This window comes from Akkermansia biwaensis, from assembly GCF_026072915.1.
In the GTDB taxonomy this organism is placed as follows: Bacteria; Verrucomicrobiota; Verrucomicrobiia; order Verrucomicrobiales; family Akkermansiaceae; genus Akkermansia; species Akkermansia biwaensis.
The window spans coordinates 931,088-950,888 of record NZ_AP025943.1 but is presented as its reverse complement, the minus strand read 5'-3'; the positions used below and the strand labels follow the sequence as shown (position 1 = coordinate 950,888).

The window sequence follows — 19,801 nt, the reverse complement described above, 5'->3', positions numbered from 1 at the left end:
GCGGGAGAGCGGTGTCAGATGATTTTTTCCACGCCGCGCAATTTGGCGCTGCGGGAACGGGGGTTGGTTGAAAGTTCTTCCTCTCCCGCAGTAACTGGCTTGCGGGAAAGCAGGCGGAAGCAGTAGTCCGGGTTGGGGCGCGGGGCGGGCCATTCCGGACGGTCGATTTCCGGACGGCTGCGCAGGTCGAAGAATTGCTTGACCCTGCGGTCTTCCAGGCTGTGGAAAGTGATGATGGTCAGGCGCCCCCCCTTGCCGAGCAGACGCACAGAGGAGTTCAGCAGGGAGTCCAGCGCGTCCAGCTCTCCGTTCACGGCGATGCGCAGGGCCTGGAAGGTGCGGGTGCCCGGATGTTGCCTGCCTTTGCGCGGCAAGACGGATTCCACCACCCGCGCGAGCTGTCCGGTGGTGGTGATGGGGGCCTGGGCACGGGCCTTCACGATGGCGCGGGCGATGGCGCGGGAGGCCCGCTCTTCCCCGTACTGCCAGAGAATGTCTGCAAGTTCCTCTTCCGGGGCTTCATTCACCAGGTTACGGGCGGAAAAGGCGGAGCGCGTGTCCATGCGCATGTCCAGGGGGCCGTCTTCCCGGAAGGAGAAGCCGCGGGAAGCGGTGTCAAGCTGGTGGGAGGAAACGCCCAGGTCCGCCAGCAGGCCGTCCACCCGGGAAACGCCCTGCTGGGCGAGAAGGGATTCCACATCCTGGAAGTTGCCGGCAAGCACCTTGAAGCGCGAGCCGAAGCGGGCCAGCTTGAGCGCGGCGGCGCGGCGCGCGTCCGGATCGCGGTCAATGCCCCATACGGTGGCTCCCTGTTCCAGCAGAAGTTCCGTGTGTCCTCCTCCGCCCAGCGTGCAGTCCACGATGAGCTTGCCCGGGGCGGCGGCGAGCATGTCCACCGTCTCATGTAGCAGGACGGTGATGTGGCGGAAGTTCCCGGCGGAGCCTTCCTCCCCTTCCTGCGGAGCGGGGGCGGCCACGGTTTCCGCTTCGCCGATTTCCGCTGCCAGTTCATCCAGTCTGGCGCCGACTTCCGGCGCTTTCAGGGCTTCCGCGTGGTACGCGCTTTCCCAGTTCACGGCGGGGGCCAGGGCCTTCCAGGAGCAGACCAGTTCATCCACTCCCATTTCTCCGGTCAGCTCCGCGATTACGTGGACGTGGTTGCGGCAAATGCTCCAGGCCAGCAGGCGGCAGGCCGTGCTGGCCGAGATACCGTCCGCGAGCGCCTGGACGGCCTCCGTGCGGATATGGGCGCCCGCGCCCGCGCGTAAAGAAAGCTCAACATGGTCCTCAAAGGCCCGGTTCAGGTCGGAGGACAATGCGCCCAGCTTGCCGTAGGCGCCCTTCTGGCCGGCCAGGGCCATTTCCGCGGTGATGCGGGCCTTCTGCTCCTGCCAGGCGATCATGTCCTGTGCCGGCAGGGCGTCATGCAGCCAGAAAACGATGGAATACGCTGTGACTTCCGCATCCAGTCCGGTCCTGGCGGCAATGCCCAGGCGGGAGACAAGCCAGCCCGGGCGCAGCGCAAGCGTTGCGAACGGGTCTGCCTGGTGCACGGACTGTGTAGACGGATCTGGAGGCATGAGAGGAGATCAGAAAATGCCGAAGGATTGGTTAATGTCAGAAATGCTGGCGTTTTCGCGCAGGGCGACTTCTTCATAGGTTGAGGGTTCCCATAATTCGAAATAGCCGCCGCGGCCGGCAAGGCGCACTGCGGAACTCAGTTGTGCATGCTCACACATAGGTTTGGGAATCAGCAGCTTGCCCTGGGCGTTGATGATGGCTTCCACGCAATTTGCGTATAGTTTGCCGATGAACAGGTCGATCTGCGCTTCACTGTAGCCTGGCGCAGATTTGATTTTTTCAATGAGTTGCAGGAATTTGTCCCGGGTATAGACTTTCACCGTCGGCAGGTCAAGGCGCCGTCCGGATAACAGGAGCAGGGCACAGCCTTCGCTTGGCCTCCATTCTGTCGGAATCGCAATCCGGTTTTTGGGGTCAAGCTTGTGCGTGTATGCACCAAATAGGTTGTCTGATACACTGCTCATCGCCTGCAAGTACACTACGTAGTGCTTTCAATACACTTTAATGCACTTGAAATGTCAACCCTGTACTGGAGAAAGTCATTCTTTTCTTGCATGAATGCCGGAAAAAAAGCATTGATCCGGTCTTGCCCCGCCCGCGGGGGAAGATTATATTTCCGCCCATGATGCAGTTTTGCGTGTTGGGCAGCGGCAGCGGAGGAAATGCCACCATTGTGAAAACGGGGGATACCGTGCTGCTGGTGGATGCCGGATTCAGCGCCGCAAGACTCAGGGAAAGAATGAGATATGCTGGAGTGGAGCCGGATGATCTTGATGCCATTCTGCTTACTCACGAACACGCCGACCACATGAAGGGCGTGCACCAGTTTACCAGAAAGCACGCCGTGCGCGTGTACGCCACGCGCCATACCGCCCTGTGCGTCCAGGAAAAGGCTCCGGAAGCTCCCTGGACTTATTTTGAGAAAGGGCAGTCTTTCAAGATAGGGGATATTGTCATCACGCCTTTTCCCACTTACCATGACGCCGTGGACCCTGTGGGCTTCAAGTTTGAGACGGAACAGTCCAGCCTGGGCTTTATCAGCGACACGGGGCAGGCCCCCGGATGCGTGGCGGAATACCTGTCCATGGTGGACAGCCTGGTGGTGGAGTCCAATTACGATCCGGAAATGCTGGCGGCCACGCCCAAAAGACCGTGGCCGCTGAAGCAGCGCATAGCGTCCGGGCACGGTCATCTTTCCAACGAGCAGGCGTGCGACCTGCTGAGGCGCGTGGCGCACAATGCCTTGAAAAATGTCGTTTTGGCCCACTTGAGTGCTGAAAGCAATTCTCCGGCATTGGCAGAAAGCCTGATGCGTGCTACATTGCATGACATGGGCCTCGGCTCCACCTCCCTGTTCTGTGCCATGCAGGACTCGTCCCTTCCGTGGATACGGGTGTGCTGAGCCCGGTTTCCCTTCCTTCCCCCCGCCTCTCGTCATGTTCCTCTCCATTTGTGAAATCATGAGTACCATCATTGGCGCCCTGGCGGGGTCCATTGCCTCTTCCCGGGTGAAGATGGACTTGTTCGGCGTCATCGTGTGCGGAACGCTGGCGGCTCTGGGCGGAGGAACCGTGCGCGACCTGCTACTGGATATCCCGGTGTACTGGACGCTTCCCAGCGGGGAGATTTTTGTTCTTGCCGCCGTCATTACCAGCCTGGCGACTTTCTACCTGGCCCAGAAGTATCCGCCCCCCCTGGGCACCATCCGCGTGGCGGACGCCATCGTACTGGCCCTTTTCGGCATGATCGGCACGGAAAAATCATACTTGCACGGCTATACGCCTACCGTTTCCGTGATGATGGGGATCTGCACCGGCGTGGCGGGCGGCCTGCTGCGCGATGTCCTGACCGGGAACGTCCCCTATGTCTTCCGTCCCGGTGAATTGTACGCTACGGCGGCGCTCATGGGCGGCGTGGCCTATGCCGCGCTCTCTTATCTGGGCATCGACTCCTCCACCTGCTTTGTGACGGGGTTCGTCGTGACGCTTTCCGTACGCCTGGCGGCCATCCGCTGGAACTGGAACCTGCCTTCCTACATTCCGCTGTTTTCTCCGGAAGCGGAGGCGGAGGTTTCCGAAGATTCCAAAGATTCCGGGCCGTAAGGCGGAAAACCCTTCGTGAAAAATTAAAGGGAACGCCGTCTGCGCAGAAGGGCGCACCCCGCAAAAACAAGAACCGTGGAGTAGGAAGAAGGTTCCAGAACATTGTAAAATGGAAGTATTAAGGCGTCGTAGGCGTTGATCCAGTTGTTGCTGTTTTCGCTCCCCAAATGCAGGCGGTGGTCCGTTTCATTGTAAACGACGGCTCTTTTTTCAAGCCCTTTGTCATTGTCGGAATCCGTAACGTAAACAAATTCGATCATTCCCGTCGTTTCATTGATCTCCACTCCACAGCAGCTGATCACATGGCCGTTGTATTGGTTCTCTTCATGGTAGGTAAGGAAAAGGGCTATGCATCCGCCCCTGTCGAAATATGATAGGAAAAGCGTTCCAAGACTTTGAACATCCTTGAGTCCACTGATGTATTGCCCGGTAATATAGGGACAAGGGTAATTGATGATGTCCGTGGAAAATCCCATTAATTTGACGTGTTCCTCCCAATACCTGCCGCTTTGCCTGGCTTCTGCTTCTCCGGTCTTGAAATCGTTTTGATAAATATTGCTGTTGAGCGTGTACCCTCCCATATACCATTCCATTGCGGACGCTGCACTTCCTGGTGTATTTTTTCCAATTGGCAATGAAAGTATTATAAATTTCCGTACGTCCGTTTTCCCCCAGTGGATGCAGGAATGCCGGAAGAATTGTCCTGCCACCATTGCAGCAGGTTGCTGGCTGTTGCCGCCCAGCACAAATTCTAATCGGAGCCGTCCCATAATTTTTTGGTATTCACCCACCCGGAATCTACGGAGACATTCTGGGCAAAATAGGTTTCTGCCTGGACAGGGAAGATAAAGAGGCAGGAAACAGCGAGAAAAGAAAGTAAACTACGCATGAGAGAGGTATATTAAAAACATACCGATAAGATTTGTTATCATTATTGTCAAGGTATTACTTCCCCAGGCAGAAGGAGGAAAAAATGGCGCCCAGTACGTCTTCCGTGTCAACGGCTCCGGTAATTTCTCCCAAGTGTGCCAGGGCTTCCCGCAGTTCCAGAGCCGTGAATTCCGGGCTTTCCTGCCGGGAGATGAATTCCGAAGCCAGGCGGACGTGTTCCAGGCACAGGCCCAGTTCATGCTGGTGCCTGGTATTGATGGCCACCAGGGAGCTTCCCGCTTCACTGGGCAGTTGAGATGCGAAAATGCGGACAATGGCTTCTTCCAGCTCTTTCCGGCCTTCTCCCGTGGAACAGGAGAAACGGATTCCGGAAGCTTCCCGCCAGTCCGGATGGATTCCCAGGTCGCACTTGTTCAGGATCAGCAGACTGGGCGTGTCGCGGTTTTCAGTCAGAAGGGGGGAGGAGCGGGGGAGGGAGGCGTCCGCCACTTCCAGAACCAGGTCTGCCGCTTCAAGCGCCCTGTTGGTGCGCAGGATGCCGGCCTGTTCGATGAGGTCGGACGATTCCCGGACTCCTGCCGTGTCAATCAGGCGCAGGGCCAGACCGGCGATCTGGATGGATTCTTCCACGGTGTCCCGCGTAGTTCCGGCAATATTGCTGACGATGGCGCGCTCGTATCCCAGCAAGGTATTGAGCAAGCTGGATTTGCCGACGTTGGGCGGTCCCGCGATGGCCGTCCGGATGCCTTCCCTCAGCAGACGGCCCGCGGCAGCCGAGCCCAGCAGGCCGGAAAGCTGTTCTTGCGCGTTGGCGAGCCGTGAGAGAAGGGCGGAGGCTGTGTCCGGGGAAATGTCCTCGTCCGGAAAATCAATATAGGCTTCCACATGCGCCAGGACGTGGACAAGTTCGTCCTTGAGTTCATCCACCCGTGCGCCGATGCTTCCGTTCAGTTGGGATTGCGCGGCTTTCAGCGCCAGATCGCTTCCCGCGGAGATCACGTCCATGACGGCTTCCGCCTGAGTCAGGTCCATCCGTCCGTTCAGGAAGGCCCTTTTCGTAAATTCTCCCGGTTCTGCGGGAGATGCTCCGCACTGGTACAGCCGTTTCAGGAGGCGTTCCGTCACCAGCATGCCGCCGTGGCAGGAAATTTCCACCGTATCTTCCCCCGTATAGCTGGCGGGAGCCGGGAAGTGCGTGACCAGCACCTGGTCGATGGGGGAGCCGTCCTCTTCCAGAATATGGGTCAGCGTAGCGCAGCGCGGCCGGAGGCGTGCGGGGAATCCCACCGGAGTGCAGATACCCAGAACATCCGTGCACCGGGTTCCGCTCATGCGGATAACGGCGATGGCTCCCTGGCCCGCGGCAGTAGCCTGGGCGGCTATGGTGCGTTCCGGATCAATCATGGCTCTATGGATTCAAAAAAGCCGCCTCCCAGCAGTTTGCCTCCGTCGTAAAACGCACAGACCTGGCCCACGGCCAGGGCGCGCAGAGGCGTTTCAAAGCTCAGGCGCACCCTCCCTTCTTCCAGATACTCGCAGGCGGCCCATTCCGCCTTGGCACGGTAGCGGGGCTGGGCCATGACGCGGGGGGGCAGAGGCGACAGGGTGTTGGAGATGCCGCCGACAACCGCATGGGAGGCATACAGGCCCCGTGTGGAGGCCTCTTCGTACCCCAGAATCAGAAAATTGCGTTTGACATCCTTGCCCACCACGACATAGGCGATGCCCTCCCGCGGGGAGGCGATTCCGTGCCCCTTTCTCTGTCCCATCGTGAACAGGTGCAATCCCTGGTGTTCGCCAAGAATTCTGCCTTCCGTATCCACGATTTTTCCGGGTTTGTCCGGCAGGTAATGCCGCAGGAAGTCGCTCATCTTCACCTGGCCGATGAAACAGATGCCCTGGCTGTCTTTTTTTCGGGCCGTGGGCAGTCCGTATTTATCCGCCAGCGCGCGGACTTCCGGCTTCAGCAAGTCGCCGAGGGGAAACATGGCTTTGGCAATCTGGCCGGGCCGCATCAGGGAAAGGAAATAAGACTGGTCCTTGTTCGGGTCCCGTCCGCGCAGGATGAACGATCCCTGCGGCGTCTCCAGCCTGCGGGCATAGTGGCCCGTGGCGACGTACTCGAAGCCTTGTTCCAGGGCATAATCCAGAAATACGCCGAATTTCATTTCCCGGTTGCACAGCACGTCCGGATTCGGCGTATATCCGGCCCGGTAGCCTTCAATCAGGTAGTTCACGATGCGTGCGCGGTATTCCTCCACGAGGTCAATCACGCGGAATTCGATCCCGATTTTTTGGGCGACGGCCAGCGCGTCCCGAATATCCTGTTCCCACGGGCATTCTCCGGGAATGCCTTCATCGTTCACCCAGTTTTTCATGTAGGCCCCCACGACTTCATGGCCCTGCTCCACGAGCAGCGCCGCCGCAACGGAACTGTCCACTCCGCCGGATAAGCCTACAAGAATACGTGCCACTGTGCTGAAAGGGGAATTGATGCCGGCGTCCCGGTCTCCGTTTGCGGAATCCGCTGCGCCTGCCCCTGTAAATCAAATATGGACCGGCAAGCCAAGGAAAAAGTAGCACCATTACATGATGGGAAAGGCTTGCCCATCGGTCAGAAGGACGGCCTACCGTGGCCGGACACGGTGTTAACTGTCTTCCAGAAGAATTTTCATGGTGCTGTTTCTTGTACGTTTGAAGCGATTCTAATAATCCCCCGAAATTTTATTCTAGTGATGATTAGCCCGAATAATGTTAAAAACCCTCTGTGTTTAATTTTTTTTCATTGACTCCAAATTTCTAATCCGCATAAAGAATGCGCCTATTTGACAGGTTAGACTTTATGAAGAAATTTCTTTGCTTGATTGCGGTTTGTGCGCCTGATGCGATTTATGAAAGGCCCGGTTTTTTGAGAAACTGTTTTTCTTGACCATGACGTTTCCGGACTGTTTTTGATCCGTCTCATCATTAAATTTTGAATGCTTTTGTCATGTACCAGAACAAATTGAATGGAGCCGTACGCGTAGCTTTCTGGATGCTTTATGCATTGTTGTTTTGTTATTACGGCAGTTGTCTTTCTTCCCTTTATTCCATTCCGATGAGTTACGATCCGATCATCTACGGCATTGTAGGCAATGGATGGATGGAAGGGCTGATGCCATACAGGGATTTATTCGATCAAAAAGGTCCGTTGATCTTTTTAATCTATGGAATATCCTTTTTACTATTCAAATCATTTTGGCTGGTCTTTTTGCTGGAGTGGGCGGCCATATTCGTTTCCATGGTGTTCAGCTATAAAATTGCAGTGCTGTTTATCTCCGCAAGGAAAGCATTTTTTATTTCTTTGTTGCTTGTTTTGCTGCTTTGCAATTTTCCCTATTATGGGGGAGGCGGGCATCCTTCAGAATTTTTACTGCCTTTTCAGCTTGCATCTCTTTATTTCCTGATTCGTTTGAGGCAGGGGGGCGGTTCAGCTGCTGTTACCGGCATTGTTTTTGGGTTGAGCATGGGAATAGCCATTTTGCTGAAATTCAATTTGGCCGTCTTCTGGTTCATCCCCTGTATTTATGTGTTCATACTGGCCTGGAGAAAAGGAAAGGCTCTGCCTTTTAGTGCATGCTTGATTTCCGCCATGGTCATTACGGTGGCTCCTCTTTTATTGTACTTTCATTTGAGCGGAATTCTGGATGATTTTTACCGGGGGTATTTCCTTTTCAATGTAAGGTACGGTGGGGGCGGGGATTCGCTTGGCAGCATCATTTGGAATTACGTCAAGTGGATCAAAAGGGAAGTCATGGATCCGAATATTTTCATGTGGGTGGCAGGCGTAGTCGGGATAGGATTCAGCCGTCTGCCGAAGGCGGACAAACTTGCCTTTGCATCTGCCTTTCTGCTGACATGCCTGGGAGTACAGGGAAATGGCTGATGCGCTTTCTGCCATTATGATCATACATTGATCCCTTTTGGACTGGCGGGGTGCATTCTGGTTGCTGGAATGGTCAATCCGGGAATGATCATTGAGCGCCGTTTCCGCACTTCCTTTTTCCTGATATCAATTGCATGCCTGGCCGTTTATTCGGTTCGTCAATGCATTAACTTTGGACTCCCCGAGAAGGCGGATTTGCTTTACAAGTCATTCCGTGTGGAACGCGAGATGCTTGAAGGGACCTGTGTGGCCGTGGGATCGAATGCCGTATGGTTCTACCACGCCAATAAGTTGATACCGCCTGTTCGCACGTTTATCATTTGTGCGTCCGATGCCGCCATGGGAGAAAAGGAAAAAATGAAACAGTTTGCGGAGATTCGCCAGAGAGATGCGGATTGTATTGTCGTAACTGAAGGTTATTTTAATAAGAGGAAGGAAGAAAGCCCCTCCCAGCAGGCCATGAGGGCATTCCTCCAGGAAAAATATTATGCCGCAGCTTTGGTCAAGGGTGATGAGCAGGTGCGGGATGTCTTTGGGAATGTGGTCAGCTTTTGTATTTACAGGCGCGTTCCTGGAGAACTGAAAGGGGAATGAGGGGCTAGGGTGAGACTTTGGGGATTGAATTGCGTTGATATACGCAAAGAAGGTTCCCCTGTGCGGGAACCTTCTGAATGGATGCCCGTTGCCTTTTTTCTTAACGGAACGGGATTCCTGGATGCCGCTTGTTCGAGAAACTTGCCGGAATGATGATTTAATGACCGTGAATGTATGGGTGTTTGGCCTTGCGTTCAAGTTGGACAAGTATGCCGGGGCCGGAAGGGTGTTTTTGCGGGAATGGGAGTAAGTCGCTGTATTCAATTTGATTGGGAGAATATATGTTTACTGTTTATACTTTGCCACGTATCAGAATGGATGAAATGCAGCATTGGTATACATGAAATCCACTCGATGAAAATAAATACCATACCAGGTGCGCATTATGCCCTTACTTGTACAACTGGCTGTTCCGTGAAAGCCATTCGTAATGATGGAAGAGAACCCCTCACCATACTGGAAGTGTCTTCCGCCGGGCAGTTCGGCTTTACTGCTCCTACGGAAACCGTAGAGGTTTCCGACGAACATGCCCTTGTGACACAGACTTTTAAAGGAGCCGCCTTGGGATCGTCTGCCCAGGACGGCGGTATTAAAAACGGGGAGGATGCCGTTCTGAATAATCTGGCGGCCCAGAGCGGTACGTTTTCCTACACTGTCAATGCCAACGGCGGTGTCAATATTCCGGTAGCGCCATCCACTGATACGGAGGCGGCCAGATTCCGGGAGTTACGGTTGCTTCACGAGATGGAGTTTTCCGCGTTGCGTACCTATTTCGCATCTCCCAATCCCTTTCCCTGGGGAATAGTTGTAGACCGGTTTTGGTGGGCTGCCGGGCGAGACAACATGCCGGCATGGACTGTGGTCACGGCTGATTTTAATATGCTTAATCTCGACAATAACAATTCAGCTTACGACGGCTTGACCAGTTGTTATTTCCCAATGTCCTGCGGTCTGGGATATGGCCGGTGCTTTGATTCGATCGCCATAGGCAATACTTATTTCAATACGGATTACGCGAGCCTGGATGATGATCCGTTTACCACGCCCGCAGGTTACATGCGGTACTGGATCGATATACAGATTAGCCGTCCGGCTAATGGCCAATGTGCCGTGTCTGTCCGCATGTCCCGGTGGGATAATGCGTCCAGTACTGCCGTCAATACCACCCACCAGTGTTCCGTGCCCGACAGCCTTGCCTTGCGGGGAGTGGCTTTGTCCATGACGAGTAAGCATTCCGGTGTCTGGCTGGTTGGGTTTGATAAAAGCGCCGGGCGTCTTGTTTCCTACAAGGTTTTGTCGGAGACATTTACGTTGGATTCTTATAACAGAGCGATGTCCAGCAGGCTGTCACTGGCAAAAACGGCGGGACATTGCTCTGTAGGGGTTCATGCACCATGTTATTATGGAGGAACTATCCTAGGCGAATGGTGCGATTTGATACAAATAAATTAACCGATTAACAGTTATGGATAACACCCAAATACAGATACAGTTTCCTTCGCCCGGGGCGTGGGAGAAGTTCACGATGACGGCCGTGTTTCCCGATAAGGATGGATTTGTGCAGCACTGCCGCTATACGCAAGAAAGAATACCTGACAATTATCTGGAGGCTTTTGCGGGAGTGGTGTCTGTCCTGTGCGTTTTGTCGGACGACTGGCAGGCCAGACAGGTGTGGGCGTGTTTGCATGATGTTGCTGCCCTGGAAGAGGAAAATTTCCCGGATTTCCCGAATATTGTAGAAGCCGTAGTCCTGACGGTGGAAGCCGTTAGTGCCCGGGGAGGACGCCGCATGTTCACATCCGCGGATTATCCGGAGTTCACGATCAGGACTGATACTGCCGTCGCGTTTTTCAAATATTTTACCGGTTCCGGTGACAGCGGCGTGAAGAATGGAATGGAAAAGGTTGTACGGGGATAGTTACCGCGACATGGTAAAAATCAGGATTTTAACTCCTGCATGATGCGCTCTGCAAGTTGCCGGGTGGAAGAATTTTCATCGGCCGGCAATTCCCGGAGCCATTGTTCCCGTTTCAGCCAGGTGCGCTGGCGTTTGGCGTATTGCCTGGTGGCAAGCGCCAGTGCTGCCTGGCATTCCTCCCTTGTGATTTTTTCGTGGAGCATGCTGCGTATCAGCTGCAGGCCCAGGGTCCGTTCCGCCGTGGAGGAACATGGCCCCAACGCGGCGACTTCTTCCACGGCGCCTTCACGGAGCATGCGGGCTGCGCGGAGGGCTATTCTGTGGTCCAGTTCCGGGACATTCCGGGTGATGGTCCAACCGGGGCCGAGAGGTTTTTTTTGCCAGTTCCGCCTCCAGAAGGAAAGCGGTTTGCCGCCGGCAAGGACAATTTCCAGGTTGCGTTCCACATAGCGCCGGTTGGAAGGGCTGGTGGCGGCCGCGCCTGCCGGATCCAGAGAGAGGAGGCGGGCGTACAATTCCTCCGTGGAACAGGTTGAAAAGGAAGCCCGGATTTCCGGATTTCCTGGGGGCGCTTCCGACAGGCCGTGGGAGAGGAATTTAAAGTATAGTCCTGATCCACCCGTAATGATGGCTGTTTTCCCTCTGGCATGGATCTGCCGGATGTTCTGCATGGCCCGGTGGTAGTGTTCCGTGGCATCCCATGGAGTTTGAACCGGAATGATGGAAATCATATGATGAGGCACCCGGGCTTGTTCTTCCGCAGAAGGAGCGGCGGTGAGCACCGGAATTTCCCGGTACACCTGGTAGGCATCCGCACTTACGATTTCCGCGTTTAGCAAATCCGCCAGTTCTACGGCTATTGAGGATTTTCCTGATCCTGTGGGTCCGGCGATAAATAATACGGCAGGCGGATGATTCATGGGAAAACAAAGTGGAAACGTATGCGGATAATATCGTGCAGAAGATATTATGGAAACAATAAAGCCCCGGAAGTGATTCTTTACCGGGATGGTATTGCCGGCTCTGAGGCATTTCCGGGAGGGTAACCGGATACCCCATTTTTTTGATTCAGGATGTCTGGTCGGAATGTTTCCGCCCCGGCATGTTGTTCCGTAGCAGAGTGCGGCATCCAGTCTGGAGAATCGGTCAGGTGATGTTCTCTGATGGTTTAAAAATCGGAATTCAACATGGTGCGGTAGCGTGTAAGGCATCCTTCAACCGTCCGGTTTACATTCAGCAGGGCACGGCATTCCTGGCGGCCCTGGCAGCCCATATTCAAGGCAGTTTCCCGGTCATGCGTCAATTTCAGCACAGCTTCCCGAATGGCTGCGCTGTCTCGTATGGGAATAATATACCCGGATTCGCCGTCCTTGACGTATTGCGTTTGACCTCCTTCCTCGGTAGTGATGACCGGCAGGCCCATCACACGGGCTTCCTTCACAATGTTGGGGGAGTTATCGCCCAGTGTAGGATGCACCAGGCACCATGCGGAAGACAGATGCTGCTGGAGAGTTTCCCGCGAAACGGCGCCCAGCCAATGGATATTGGGAGTGGACTCCGCCTTTAGAGCAGCCGTCAGAGATCCTTTTCCGGCAATGTAAAGTTGAACGTGGGCTAGGTCGGGATGCCTGAAAGCTTCCACCAGGTAGGAGATGCCCTTCAACTCGTAAATAGTACCGCCGAAGAAGCATGAGGGAGTATCAGAAGGAGTCCTGTCTAGATGAAAGAAAGATTCCTCTACTCCATACTCCATGAGTGAAACATCGGAATCAGGTGCAATTTCCCTCACTCTGTCCACGGCCCATGGGGATTCACATGTGATCTGACCATAATGTTTGACGGCAAGCCTTTCCAGAAACGCCTGCATTCTGAACAGGAAAACCTGGGGAGCGCGTTCGCAGTAGGCAGTAAGAGCTCCTTGGTAGGAAAGGAGTTTTTTCCCTTTGAAATTTTTGCATGCCATGGCATAAGACTCTTCCACTCCCCAAACATGAACCAATGAAGGCCGGATGGAATTAAGCAGCTTGCGGATTTGGAAGGAAGGCCTCAGATGCATGGTAAGAAGGTCCAGGGCTATGCTGCCCTGCGGAATGATATGCAGAGTTTGGCCATTGATGTGCCTGCATTCAGGTTTGGATACGAGTTTGCTCAAAGTGATCCAGTGGATATCATAACCATAGTTTTGTTGACGTGCTAAAGCATGGAACAAAGCAAAAATCCAGGGAAAAATCCTGTGGTCCTTTTCGCTGAATTCGTCAAGTAAACGGCCTAAAGGAATGCTTGCCAGAATGGCGATAACAGGTTTTTCCGGGAAAGATTCAGTAGTAACGTGCCCCATGGCACCGATGAAGGGGGATATGGTTCCGCTTGTCAAGTTTTGAATGGGGAATGGATATCAGCGGATTCGCTGCGGCTGCATGTGGATACCCTGTTTTTCTTCAAAAGATCATTGAATAGTATTTCCCACTGCTGATAAACAACTTTTGGAGAATAACGGTGACACCAAAACTGCTTGCCCGCCAGCGACAGAATTTTCCTGGTGTTTTCCTGGGTCATTTGAAGCAAGGCTTGCTGCAGATTTCTGGTATTGCGTTTCTTCAGAACAATGCCGCCCTGGAGGGTGGAGATTCCTCCTACATCCGGAGCAATCCAGGGAACGCCGCATGACATGGCCTCCAACAACGTGAGAGGCTGTTGTTCCTGGATGGAATATAAAAATACGGCGTTGCTTTCTATGATGGCGGCTTGTACCTCGTGGCGCGGCAGTCCATAAAAAAACCGGAATGCCGGATCTCCATCCGCTTCCTTTTCCATTTGCTCGGCATAGGAATTGTATTGAGGAACAAGAAAGATAAATTGGATGCCTTTGATATTGCTTTTTTTAACATGCCGGATGAATGCCTTCTGGTTTTTTCTGACGCTGGCACTGGCGGGACAACTGAATAACAGAGAATGCTCCAGATGATATTTTTTCCGGAATGAAAATGAAGAAGGCTGTAAAGGGAGAAAAGTATTGGGGATGACTGTAAAGTTGGGCATCCCCCGTTTTTTGGCATAATAATAATCGTACCCTTTAAACAGGCTTCCATGGTCGTCAAGACAGACAAGATGCAGATGACCTGTTATTTTATTTACGTTACGGCGAATAGTCGGAAAGGAGGTTATCCATTTCTTGATACCGAAAAACGGAGGATACTGGATTCTGAAAAATGAGTGGAAATCAGTGTGGCAGCCATGAGACCTGATAATCATGGGGATATTCCGTTCCCGGCAGAGAGCGGCCATATAATCCAGATGCCAGTCCTGCCAGGAATGGAAAATCACCAGGGAGGGGTGAATGTGCTCCAGACAAGCGTCAATCCGGTGACGTGTTTCATGAGAAGAAACGAAAGAGATCCGGGTGACGGAACACGGATCAGGCAGAGAGGAATCGGGAGGAAGCCCTGATTCCGGGGTCAGGACATGAATGTCCCATCCCAGACACTGTAGATCCCGGGCCATTTCATAAGTTGCCATGGCTACCCCTCCTTCCATCGGCGGGAAAGACGGCGAGACAAGTAAAATGACCCCTTTGCTCATGCAAGATTGACTATAGACAGATATTGTGAACGGGCAAGACGGGAATTGTATGGAATAGACGGACGCGCGTATCTTTCATGAATGAAAAAAGGAGGGGAAGAATGCCCTCAAGGTAAAAGGGAGGTGGAAGAGGGGAGCGCCAGTAACCGTACAAGGAGGGCTAAAATGAATTTCGATTCACTTTCTCTCAAGGTTGTCTCTTTTTATGTTTAGTGTTTTAACAAACATTGGACTGGAGCAGGTTTGACGGAATAGGGGAAATGTCCCGCTGCAAGCAAGTAGTGCAAGGAGTCCGGCTGAGGGAGATTACTTCCTGGATTTGCGATGGAGAAGAGGGATGTTCCGGAGGATTGCAGGGCCGGGATGTTGTGCTAGTCAATCCGAGCAGATTGAAGTATAGTTCACACATTCTCCTTCTCTCCCCTATCACTATCCGTCATGAATCCTTCGGAACTCCCTTCCATCAGCATCATCCTGACCGGGTATAATGAAGAAGATAGCATTGAAGATGCCATCAGGAGCGTGTTTCAACAGGATTATGAAGGGCCGGTTGAAATCATTTTATCCGATGATGGCTCCTCTGACCGTACATTTGCGGTCATGCAGGAAATGGTGCTTCAATATGACGGCCCGTACCGGGTGGTAATGAACCGGAATGAAACTTCTCTCGGGCTTGGATTACATGTCCGCAAGGTTCTGGATATGGCGTCTCATGAATGGATACTCCGGCAGGATGGAGATGATTGTTCTTTTCCCTGGCGTTGCAGGGTATTTGCCCAGGCAGTGATGGAACATCCGGATGCCGTTGCCGTCGTCAGTCAAATGACCCGTGTGTATGAGGAGGTCGGAATTCCTTTTGAATTCCCGGCTTTTCCTTCGGCCCCGGAAGATTCTGTGCGGGTGGAGCTTCAGCAGGGACCTTTTTCTTCTTCAGCTCATTATGGAGGAAGCATGATGATCAGGAAAGATGTTTATCGGTGGAATGAATCGCTGCCGATGACGACCTTTTTTGAAGATGACTTGATAGGCTTCTATGCGTGGTTGCAGGGAAACATTTATGAATTGCCGGAAACATCCCTGTATTATTACAGATTTGCCGCCAAAAACATCTGTGCCGTCAGCAGTATGTTAAGGTTTGTGGATATGAAAACAGCCTTGGCCTTCGAAAAGAGGGACACGGATATACAGAGCCATTTGAAAAAAAGTAAATGGACCGGATTGGAGTTATGTGAGAAGTTGTTGGAATCAGGTACTTCCGTCTTCCGCTCACGGGAGGAGTTGAAAGCTGAAGCAGCAGAAAGAAGGAAGATTATAGATGACATTAACCATCGGCAGAACTGGTGGAATTATTCCTTTTCCCGGAGATGGGCTTTGAGAGGGAAAGGCTGGATGGGGATGGCTCATTGCCTGCCGCAAAAACTGTATTTGTTCTGCATGGTCTCCTTTTTTAAACTCAGAAAGATAAAAAAAGCCCTGATGGAATAAAGGGGAATATTTCGTGATGCATCCGGCGGGAAAAGAATTGAGGAAGGAGGCCGGACTGCCGGGGAAGGGGTCATCAATCTGGATCATAACCCCCGTTCTGCGTGGTTTTCATTCAGTCCATCATAAAATACTACGGTATATTATCCGTTTTTCTTCTTGTCGGGAAAGGATAGGTGAAAAGATTCCCATCACTATCTCCGGGAAATCCTGATGATCTTTTTATTGAATCCAAATTTAAAAACCAGTACCTTCCCATGGACGCTGGAGCTATGGAATTGGAAAAATGAAATCAAACGTATCGCAACCGGATGACGGCATAGAGTTCAGCGTAATTTTAATAGCCTATAATCTGGAAAGCTGTCTGGGGAAGGCCATTCATGCCGTCTTGAAGCAGGAATTTAAAAACTTTGAACTCATTATTGTTAATGATGGTTCAACGGATGGGACTTTACAGGTGGCCATGTCTTTTCAGGACACCCGGATCAACGTTATTTGCCAGGAAAATGGAGGCGCTTCACACGCGAGAAATACTGGTTTAAAGGCCGCGAGAGGAAAATATGTGGCGTTTCTGGATGGAGACGACTATTGGTATCCGGATCATTTGCAGATGGCATTTGAGTTTTTTAGAAAACATCCTGGCGTGCGTGCCTATGCTGCCAGATATGCATGGGCACAAGAGGACAACATTCCCTGTCGGAAGGAACTGTCTTGCTCGTTTGTAGTCAGAAAATTGGGATTGAGAGGGCTTCTCGCTATCCATACAAGTAGTGTTGTTCTGGAATCCTCTCTGGCGGCTTCGCTTCCTCTGTGGGAAGTCGGCAAGAAATATGGAGAGGATGTTCTCTATTGGATGAGGCTGATGAGGGAGACGGATCTAATAGGGCTGGGAAACAAGACAGGTTCCATTTATGTGCAAAGGGAAGGGTCCGCGATGCATGACCGGGCCTATGGGGATATTCCCGTGGAACATCTGCTGCATGGGTTGCTGAAGGAATGGCGACTCATGCCGCGCAGACAATGGATGTTTGCCGTGCATTTTCTCATCGTTCGGGAATTGTGGCCGGAAAGACTGTTAAACATGGAAAGAAAAGACCGTTCCCGGTTTCTGCAGGAGGAAATCGGTGTGGGGCTGAATATATGGATGGAACGTTCCAGTTGGAATGCGTATGTGGAAGCGTGTGAGCAGGAATGCCTGGCCGACATGGAAAAGGCATTTAAAAAACTATTGTCCCGGGTGCAATATTGGTGCGTATGGGCGGATAGAGTGGAGCGCTGGTGTTTGAGGCCCTTGTGTGTTTTTATTGGTAAACGGACCCTATAAAAAAGCCGGGATATCGGTAGTGTCCCCCTTCATAAGGCCCGGGTGCCGGGAAAGGAACCCACATGAGAAGATAAGCTGGCTTCATCCCCCTGCAATTGATACAGGTACTTTGTGTGATCTCTGCCGAAAAAATCCCTCCATATTTACTTATGGAGGGATTGTGGGAAGAAAATCTAAACTGTCTTAGTACACGTCGCGCTGGTATCTGTGGTGTTTCTTCATATCCGCTACGTATTCCGCGGCTTCTTCCGGGGACTTTCCGCCCCAGGTCCGGATCACTTCATGAAGAGCCGCGTCCACGTCCTTGGCCATGCGGGAGGCGTCTCCGCAGACATAGAAGCAGGCGCCGTTTTCCAGCCATTTCCACAGTTCCTCTCCTTCCTGAACCATCAGGTGCTGCACGTAAACTTTCTTTTCCTGGTCGCGGGACCAGGCCACGGATAACTTCAGCTTTCCGTCTGCGGTCAGTTTGACCAGTTCGTCTTCATAACAGAAATCGGTGGCCTTGTACGGATTGCCGAAGAACAGCCAGTTGCCGCCCTGGGCGCCGGAGGCGGTGCGTTCCTCCCAGAAGGCGCGGAAGGGAGCGATGCCGGTGCCGGGACCAACCATGATGATGGGCGTATCCCCGTTTTCAGGAAGGCGGAAATTCTTGTTGGTGTGCACAAACACCCTGGCCGTATGGCCGGGCTGGAGGCGGTCCGCCATGTAGGTGGAACACACGCCGCCACGCTTGCGGTCACGCGCCGTATAGCGCACGGCTCCTACGCACAGGTGCACTTCCTCCGGATGGGAGTTCGGGCTGGAAGCGATGGAATACAGGCGGGGCATGATTTTCTTCAGCATGCTCACGAAAGCTTCCGCGGACTCAAAAGAGGCGGGGTATTCCGTTGCCAGGTCCAGCACGTCGCGGCCCCACAGGAAATCGCTGATGGCTTCCTTGTCCCCGGCCAGCAGGGTTTCCAGCTCCTGGCTGCCGGAGGCCGCCGCCCATTTGGTCAGCAGAGCCTTGTTCACATTCGTGATGTCGTAATGGTGGATCAGGGCGTCGCGCAGATCCGTGCTTTCACCTTCAGGTGTGGGAACGGCGGAGCAGGGGCAGAAGCCGAGCTTTTCAATCAGGGCGTCCGCCAGGGCGGGATCATTGGTGGGAATGACGGCCAGAGCGTCTCCGGCGATGTATTCCAGGCCGGAGCCGTCCAGGCTGTATTCAATGTGAATGGTCTCTTTGGGGCTGCCTTCCGCGGTGAGGTGCTTGACGGAGAGTACGGGAGCGGGGAACGGATTCTTCTTGCCGTATGGTTCGGTAGTCATGTGTAAGAATAAAGTCTGGATGAATAAAGGAGATTACCAGCGGATGGCGGCTGCGGCCCATGTCAGTCCGGCGCCGAAGGTGACCAGGACGACGTTGTCCCCCTTGCCGAACCTGCCGGAGCGGCGCGCCTCGTCAAAAGCGATGGCCACGGCGGCGGCGGAGGTATTGCCGTATTTTTCAATATTGATGAACACTTTTTCTTCCGGAATGGAGAGACGCTGGGCCACGGCATTGATGATGCGGAGGTTCGCCTGGTGCGGGATGATCAGCTTGATCTCGTCGGAAGTCAGGCCGGCGCGTTCAATCACACTGGCGGCGGAATCCTTCATGCGGGGAACCGCCTGGCGGAAGGTCTCCTTCCCGCGCATGGCGAGTGTGGCCAGGCGTTCATGGGCGTTCTCCGCCGTGGTGGGGCAGCGGGAGCCGCCTCCGGGAATCTGGAGGAGGTCATGCAGGGAGCCGTCCGTGCCGATGTCCGTAGCCAGGATGGAGCCTTCCCCCTCTTCCCCCGTGGCGGCCTGGAGCACGGCGGCGCCGGCTCCGTCCCCGAACAGGACGCAGGTGGTGCGGTCCTCCCAGTTCACGACGGTGGAAAGCTTTTCCGCGGCAATGATAAGCGCCGTTTTCATCTGGCCGGTGCCCAGGTACTGTACGGCCGTCTTCATGGCGAACAGGAAGCCGGAGCAGGCGGCGGAAATATCAAAGGCTGCGGCATTCTTGGCCCCCAGGGCATCCTGGATGTAGCAGGAGGTAGCGGGCGTGAACGTATCCGGTGTGATGGTGGAGACGATGATCAGGTCGATGTCTTCCGGCTGCAATCCGCAGGACTCCAGCGCGCGCTGGGCGGCCTTCGTACCCATGTGGGAAGTGTACTCGTCAGGGGCGGCGATGCGGCGTTCCACGATGCCCGTGCGTTCGATGATCCATTCGTGGGAAGTGTCCACCATCTTTTCCAGATCCGCATTGGTCAGGCGGCGTTCCGGAACATAGGAGCCCGTGCCGATGATCTTGACGGGCAGTCTTTTAAAAGCGATTTCAGAATTTGCGGCCATAGCTTTAGGCGTATGATGAACAGAAAACGTCCTGACGT

Annotated in this window: 18 protein-coding genes; 8 read left to right on the top strand and 10 right to left on the bottom strand. The window is 53.6% G+C overall.

Annotation, left to right across the window (positions count from 1 at the left end):
- Nucleotides 1–14: 14 nt before the first annotated feature.
- Together rsmH and OQH67_RS03880 are read right to left on the bottom strand one after the other, a co-directional pair.
- A complete protein-coding gene (gene rsmH / locus OQH67_RS03885) occupies nt 15–1,580 on the bottom strand; it encodes a 16S rRNA (cytosine(1402)-N(4))-methyltransferase RsmH (protein WP_251828146.1) in 1,566 nt (521 codons plus the stop codon).
- Between the two features lie 9 nt (nt 1,581–1,589).
- Nucleotides 1,590–2,045, bottom strand: coding sequence for a division/cell wall cluster transcriptional repressor MraZ (locus OQH67_RS03880; RefSeq protein ID WP_215458837.1), 456 nt, complete (start codon nt 2,043–2,045; stop codon nt 1,590–1,592).
- Nucleotides 2,046–2,203: 158 nt separating this feature from the next.
- Between OQH67_RS03880 and OQH67_RS03875 the strand changes: the two genes are divergently transcribed.
- Both OQH67_RS03875 and OQH67_RS03870 read left to right on the top strand, forming a co-directional pair.
- Nucleotides 2,204–2,983 (top strand): MBL fold metallo-hydrolase, encoded by a 780-nt coding sequence (locus OQH67_RS03875; protein ID WP_147549450.1) that lies wholly within the window; start codon nt 2,204–2,206, stop codon nt 2,981–2,983.
- Between the two features lie 58 nt (nt 2,984–3,041).
- Nucleotides 3,042–3,683, top strand: a complete 642-nt coding sequence (locus tag OQH67_RS03870) for a trimeric intracellular cation channel family protein (protein ID WP_215434397.1) — start codon at nt 3,042–3,044, stop codon at nt 3,681–3,683.
- A 23-nt stretch (nt 3,684–3,706) separates the two neighbouring features.
- Here OQH67_RS03870 and OQH67_RS03865 read toward each other — a convergent pair whose 3' ends face one another.
- From OQH67_RS03865 to mnmA, 3 genes are all read right to left on the bottom strand, one after another.
- Nucleotides 3,707–4,276 carry a hypothetical protein gene (locus OQH67_RS03865; RefSeq protein WP_215434398.1) on the bottom strand — a complete coding sequence of 190 codons (570 nt, stop codon included), beginning with the start codon at nt 4,274–4,276 and terminating at the stop codon, nt 3,707–3,709.
- Between the two features lie 352 nt (nt 4,277–4,628).
- A complete protein-coding gene (gene mnmE, locus OQH67_RS03860) occupies nt 4,629–5,978 on the bottom strand; it encodes a tRNA uridine-5-carboxymethylaminomethyl(34) synthesis GTPase MnmE (RefSeq protein ID WP_215434422.1) in 1,350 nt (449 codons plus the stop codon).
- The gene (mnmA, locus tag OQH67_RS03855) at nt 5,975–7,048 is read right to left on the bottom strand and encodes a tRNA 2-thiouridine(34) synthase MnmA (protein WP_215434424.1); all 1,074 of its coding nucleotides are present in this window, start codon (nt 7,046–7,048) and stop codon (nt 5,975–5,977) included. The genes mnmE and mnmA overlap by 4 nt, the downstream gene beginning before the upstream one ends.
- A 515-nt stretch (nt 7,049–7,563) precedes the next feature.
- On the opposite strand from mnmA, the gene OQH67_RS03850 reads away from it, so the two are divergent.
- The 4 genes from OQH67_RS03850 to OQH67_RS03835 all read left to right on the top strand — a co-directional run bounded on the left by OQH67_RS03850 (nt 7,564) and on the right by OQH67_RS03835 (nt 11,011).
- Nucleotides 7,564–8,499: a glycosyltransferase family protein gene (locus OQH67_RS03850; protein ID WP_215434426.1), complete on the top strand. Its 936-nt coding sequence runs from the start codon at nt 7,564–7,566 to the stop codon at nt 8,497–8,499.
- Between the two features lie 84 nt (nt 8,500–8,583).
- Nucleotides 8,584–9,093, top strand: coding sequence for a hypothetical protein (locus OQH67_RS03845; RefSeq protein WP_215434429.1), 510 nt, complete (start codon nt 8,584–8,586; stop codon nt 9,091–9,093).
- 354 nt (nt 9,094–9,447) lie between these two features.
- Entirely contained in the window at nt 9,448–10,545 is a 1,098-nt protein-coding gene (locus OQH67_RS03840) for a hypothetical protein (protein WP_215835917.1), read from the top strand.
- Nucleotides 10,546–10,558: 13 nt separating this feature from the next.
- Nucleotides 10,559–11,011 (top strand): hypothetical protein, encoded by a 453-nt coding sequence (locus tag OQH67_RS03835; RefSeq protein WP_215434435.1) that lies wholly within the window; start codon nt 10,559–10,561, stop codon nt 11,009–11,011.
- Between the two features lie 20 nt (nt 11,012–11,031).
- On the opposite strand, the gene miaA is transcribed toward OQH67_RS03835, so the two are convergent.
- The 3 genes from miaA to OQH67_RS03820 all read right to left on the bottom strand — a co-directional run bounded on the left by miaA (nt 11,032) and on the right by OQH67_RS03820 (nt 14,590).
- Nucleotides 11,032–11,931, bottom strand: coding sequence for a tRNA (adenosine(37)-N6)-dimethylallyltransferase MiaA (gene miaA, locus OQH67_RS03830; RefSeq protein WP_215434438.1), 900 nt, complete (start codon nt 11,929–11,931; stop codon nt 11,032–11,034).
- Between the two features lie 248 nt (nt 11,932–12,179).
- Nucleotides 12,180–12,974: a glycosyltransferase family 4 protein gene (locus OQH67_RS03825; protein ID WP_167506707.1), complete on the bottom strand. Its 795-nt coding sequence runs from the start codon at nt 12,972–12,974 to the stop codon at nt 12,180–12,182.
- Nucleotides 12,975–13,381: 407 nt separating this feature from the next.
- Complete coding sequence (locus OQH67_RS03820) at nt 13,382–14,590, bottom strand: glycosyltransferase family 4 protein (protein ID WP_215434453.1); 1,209 nt, start codon at nt 14,588–14,590, stop codon at nt 13,382–13,384.
- Between the two features lie 438 nt (nt 14,591–15,028).
- On the opposite strand from OQH67_RS03820, the gene OQH67_RS03815 reads away from it, so the two are divergent.
- Together OQH67_RS03815 and OQH67_RS03810 are read left to right on the top strand one after the other, a co-directional pair.
- Nucleotides 15,029–16,075 (top strand): glycosyltransferase family 2 protein, encoded by a 1,047-nt coding sequence (locus OQH67_RS03815; RefSeq protein ID WP_215434456.1) that lies wholly within the window; start codon nt 15,029–15,031, stop codon nt 16,073–16,075.
- A gap of 283 nt (nt 16,076–16,358) precedes the next feature.
- Nucleotides 16,359–17,396 (top strand): glycosyltransferase family 2 protein, encoded by a 1,038-nt coding sequence (locus tag OQH67_RS03810; RefSeq protein WP_215434459.1) that lies wholly within the window; start codon nt 16,359–16,361, stop codon nt 17,394–17,396.
- A 183-nt stretch (nt 17,397–17,579) separates the two neighbouring features.
- On the opposite strand, the gene OQH67_RS03805 is transcribed toward OQH67_RS03810, so the two are convergent.
- Complete coding sequence (locus tag OQH67_RS03805) at nt 17,580–18,710, bottom strand: sulfite reductase subunit alpha (RefSeq protein ID WP_215434463.1); 1,131 nt, start codon at nt 18,708–18,710, stop codon at nt 17,580–17,582.
- A 33-nt stretch (nt 18,711–18,743) separates the two neighbouring features.
- Nucleotides 18,744–19,763, bottom strand: coding sequence for a beta-ketoacyl-ACP synthase III (locus tag OQH67_RS03800; protein ID WP_272501874.1), 1,020 nt, complete (start codon nt 19,761–19,763; stop codon nt 18,744–18,746).
- Nucleotides 19,764–19,801: the final 38 nt, after the last annotated feature.